The organism is Blastomonas sp., from assembly GCF_041747255.1.
Classification (GTDB): domain Bacteria; phylum Pseudomonadota; class Alphaproteobacteria; order Sphingomonadales; family Sphingomonadaceae; genus Blastomonas.
The window spans coordinates 1-3,957 of sequence record NZ_JBGTFM010000046.1; the positions used below are offsets into that span (position 1 = coordinate 1).

Genomic DNA, 3,957 nt, shown 5'->3' on the forward strand with positions numbered 1-3,957 from the left:
TTCGTGCTGCGACAGGTGCAGAAGGGCGGCGGCGCTTCGGGCGCGATGGGTTTTGGTAAGTCCAAGGCCAAGCTGCTTACCGAAAAGTCTGGCAAGGTGACCTTTCAGGATGTTGCCGGCATTGATGAGGCGCGCGAGGAACTACAGGAGATCGTGGAATTCCTGCGTGATCCCAGCAAGTTTGCACGGCTCGGCGGCCAGATTCCAAAGGGCGCGCTGCTGGTCGGTTCGCCCGGTACCGGCAAGACCTTGCTCGCCCGCGCGATCGCGGGTGAGGCAGGCGTGCCGTTTTTCACCATCTCGGGCTCTGACTTTGTCGAAATGTTCGTCGGCGTCGGTGCCAGCCGCGTGCGCGACATGTTTGAACAGGCCAAGAAGAATGCGCCGTGCATCGTCTTTATCGACGAAATCGATGCGGTCGGTCGTCACCGTGGCAGCGGGCTCGGCAATTCGAACGACGAGCGTGAGCAGACGCTGAATCAGCTGCTGGTCGAAATGGACGGTTTCGAGGCCAACGAGGGCATCATCATCATCGCGGCGACCAACCGCCCCGATGTGCTTGACCCTGCGCTGCTGCGTCCGGGCCGCTTCGACCGTCAGGTTGTGGTTCCAGTGCCTGACATCGAGGGTCGCGAGAAGATATTGCAGGTGCATATGAAGAAGGTGCCGCTGGCGCCCGATGTGAACGCGCGCACGATTGCTCGCGGTACCCCAGGTTTTTCGGGTGCTGACCTTGCCAACCTGGTCAACGAGGCGGCATTGCTCGCGGCACGTCGCGGCAAGCGTCTGGTGGCGATGGACGAGTTCGAGGCCGCCAAGGACAAGGTCATGATGGGCGCCGAGCGCAAGTCAATGGTCATGACCGAGGACGAGAAGAAGATGACCGCCTACCATGAGGCCGGCCATGCCATCGTCGCGATCCACGAGGAAGCGTCTGACCCGATCCACAAGGCGACGATCATTCCGCGTGGCCGCGCGCTGGGCATGGTGATGCGTCTGCCCGAACGCGACGTCTACAGCTATCACCGCGACAAGATGTACGCCAACTTGGCCGTGTCGATGGGAGGTCGTGTCGCTGAGGAAGTGGTCTTCGGCTATGACAAGGTGTCTTCAGGCGCGAGCGGCGACATCCAGTATGCAACCAAGCTCGCGCGCGACATGGTCACCAAATGGGGCATGTCCGACGAGCTTGGCCCGCTGCAATATGAAGAGCAGTCCGAAGGGTATCTGGGCTATGGCCAGAATCAGCGGATGATGATGTCGGACGACACCGCGCGCAAGATCGATGCCGAGATCCGCAAGATCGTCGATCAGGGCTATGATCGCGCAAAAGTGGTGCTGTCAGAGCATGTCGACCAGCTGCACATTCTTGCCAATGCGCTGCTCGAATATGAAACACTGAGCGGTGACGAGATCATCACGTTGGTGAACAACGGCGAGATCGACCGGCCTGATGCGACCAACACCAAGCCCGATGTCGCGCCGGGCGTTGGTGCAGTGATCCCGCGTGCAGGCAAGCGCAAGGGGCCGTTCCACGATCCCAAGCCACAAGGCGCCTGATCCATCGATCTGGTCCTGACGGGTCAAATGTTCTCGGCGGCGTTGCTGGCAGCACAGTCTGTCAGCGCGCCGCCTGAGACCGTCGCTGCGTTTTTGATCCAGGCCGAGGCTGTCATCAGCCAGTCCCAGGACACCACTCCCGATAAAGTCGACGCCGTTAGGTCTGCGATCCAGCAGGCCGCACTCGCATACCGCGCGGCGCTGGCAGAGGCTAATGCGCGAGGCGAACCGCCGACCAGTTGCCCACCCCCGCCGGGAGAAGCTCAGCTGTCGCTCAGCGATATGATCGAGGATTTCCGCACCTTCCCACAAGCCAACCGCGCAATGCCGCTCGATGCGGCATTCGCGTTTGTGATGACACTGCGGTATCCGTGTCAGGCTTCTCGGCCTTGACCCAATCCCATGATCGCGGCGACAATCCAGCGGTCTTCTGATCGCAGGATACCCCAGGCGCGGGCTGCGGCCTTGCTGTCCATAACCTCAACGCCGATACCATGACCCTCTAGGGTCGCAACGAAACGGCGCGGCGGGTGGACAAGGCCGCGTCCGGTACCGAGCAACAGGAATTCAGGCGCGGGGCACAGCGCCAGCACAGCGGTCAGCCCGGCAGCATCCAGCGCCCCGACGGGCGGCGCGTCCCAGGGCATGGCCGACAGCGGCGTCAGGATGAGCGCGCCTTCAACGCGGCGCAGACCCAGCCCATCACCATCGAGCCGGAAACCGGTGGCGGTGAACCCGGTGATCACCGGGCCGGTTGCGCGCGCGTCCTGATTGAACTCGGCCATTATCGTCGCGCCTTAAGGCTGCGCGCCATCGATGCCTTCCTTGAGCTTCGCGGCAGCGCGGTCGGCCGGGCTGCTCTCGGGGACGAAGCTGTGCGGGCCGACGCCCAGCCAGATGAGGATAGGGTTGGCCATATAGACTGATGAATAGCAGCCCACGACAACGCCCATCGTCATCGCCGCAGTAAAGCCAAAGATCACGCCGGGGCCAATCAGCAGCAACGCGAGCAACGCGATCAGCATGGTCAGCGATGTCATTACAGTGCGCGCGAGCGTCTCGTTGGTTGACAGGTCGAGCAGCGCGATCATGTCCATCTTGCGGTATTTGCGCAGGTTCTCACGCACCCGGTCGAACACCACGATGGTATCGTTGAGCGAATAGCCGATGATCGTCAGCAGCGCTGCGATGATGTTGAGGTTGAACTCGAGCTGGGTCAGCGCAAAGAAACCGAAGGTGAGCACCACATCGTGGAACAGCGCAAACAGCGCTGCGACCCCGAACTGCCATTCAAAGCGGAACCAGATATAGACCGCAATCGCGAGCATCGCGAAAACGAGCGAGTAGACGCCGGTGCTCAGCAGCTCCTGTGACACCTTGCCCGACACAGAATCGACGCCATCGATGCGTGCGCCCTGCGCGGCATATTTGGTGGTGATCATCGATGTGACGCGCTGGGTGACGGCATCAACCTCGTCCGCATTGTCGCCTGAGAGGCGCATCCGCACCGAAACCTGATTGGGTTCACCAAAGCGCTGGATGGTCGATTCGCCCAGATCGAGCGCGCCGATATCTGTACGCAACTGCCCAACCGGCGCTTCTGCAACCTTGTCGAATGTCACCTGAATCATCTGGCCGCCAACGAAATCAACGCCGAAGTTGAGACCGCGTGTGACCACCAGCACGATGGAGATGGCGATGGTGATGATGCTGATCGCCATCGCCAGCTTGCGCCAGCGCATAAAGCCGAAATTGGTCTTGTCGGGAACGAGCTTGAGGAGTTTCATGGCATCAACCCCGTTATATGTTGATTTCGCGCGGGCGCTCACGCCGCAGCCAGAGCGCCACGAACATGCGGGTCACGTAAACGGCGGTCCACACCGATGTGGCGATGCCGATTAACAGCACTACGGCAAAGCCACGCACGGGGCCTGATCCAAACAGGAACAGCAGCACCGCCGCGATGACGTTGGTGATGTTGGCATCGAAAATTGCGCGCGAGGCCTCTTTATAGCCGACCTCGATCGCCTGGATGATCCGCCTGCCATTGTTGCGTTCCTCGCGGATGCGCTCGTTGATCAGCACGTTGGCGTCAACCGCCGCGCCGACCGTCAGGATGAACCCGGCGATACCCGGCAAAGTCAGCGTCGCGTTCATCAGCGCCATGACGCCAATGATCAGGAACAGGTTCAGGATCAACGCGATGTTGGCGTAAACGCAAAAGCGGCCATAGGTGATGATCATGAAGGTGAGCACCGCAACGGTCGCCACGGCGCCCGCGAGCAGACCCAGCTCAATCGACTCTTGGCCCAGATCCGGTCCGACCGAGCGCTCTTCCACCACTTTGAGTTCGACCGGCAGCGCGCCGGATCGCAGCGAAATGGCGAGCGCATTGGC

The 3,957-nt window shown here is 61.3% G+C and carries 5 protein-coding genes; 2 read left to right on the forward strand and 3 right to left on the reverse strand.

The genetic code is table 11. The features are described from left to right. Together ftsH and ACEW8G_RS01805 are read left to right on the forward strand one after the other, a co-directional pair. Positions 1-1,560: ATP-dependent zinc metalloprotease FtsH (ftsH, locus tag ACEW8G_RS01800; protein WP_373486738.1), on the forward strand; the 1,560-nt coding region annotated here is incomplete at its 5' end. A 27-nt stretch (positions 1,561-1,587) separates the two neighbouring features. Beyond that, entirely contained in the window at positions 1,588-1,953 is a 366-nt protein-coding gene (locus tag ACEW8G_RS01805; protein ID WP_373486739.1) for a hypothetical protein, read from the forward strand. On the opposite strand, the gene ACEW8G_RS01810 is transcribed toward ACEW8G_RS01805, so the two are convergent. The 3 genes from ACEW8G_RS01810 to secD all read right to left on the reverse strand — a co-directional run. Next, positions 1,935-2,345, reverse strand: coding sequence for an Mth938-like domain-containing protein (locus tag ACEW8G_RS01810; protein ID WP_373486740.1), 411 nt, complete (start codon positions 2,343-2,345; stop codon positions 1,935-1,937). The two genes, ACEW8G_RS01805 and ACEW8G_RS01810, sit on opposite strands and share 19 nt — an antisense overlap. A gap of 12 nt (positions 2,346-2,357) precedes the next feature. Next, a complete protein-coding gene (secF, locus tag ACEW8G_RS01815; RefSeq protein WP_373486741.1) occupies positions 2,358-3,347 on the reverse strand; it encodes a protein translocase subunit SecF in 990 nt (329 codons plus the stop codon). A gap of 13 nt (positions 3,348-3,360) precedes the next feature. Continuing rightward, the coding region (gene secD, locus ACEW8G_RS01820) for a protein translocase subunit SecD (protein ID WP_373486742.1) at positions 3,361-3,957 on the reverse strand (597 nt) is incomplete at its 5' end.

Coding starts and splice junctions, on each gene's coding strand:
- ACEW8G_RS01810 (WP_373486740.1), bottom strand. CDS start 2,345: ATGGCCGAGTTCAATCAGGACGCGCGCGCAACCGGCCCGGTGATCACC.
- ACEW8G_RS01805 (WP_373486739.1), top strand. CDS start 1,588: ATGTTCTCGGCGGCGTTGCTGGCAGCACAGTCTGTCAGCGCGCCGCCT.
- secF (WP_373486741.1), bottom strand. CDS start 3,347: ATGAAACTCCTCAAGCTCGTTCCCGACAAGACCAATTTCGGCTTTATG.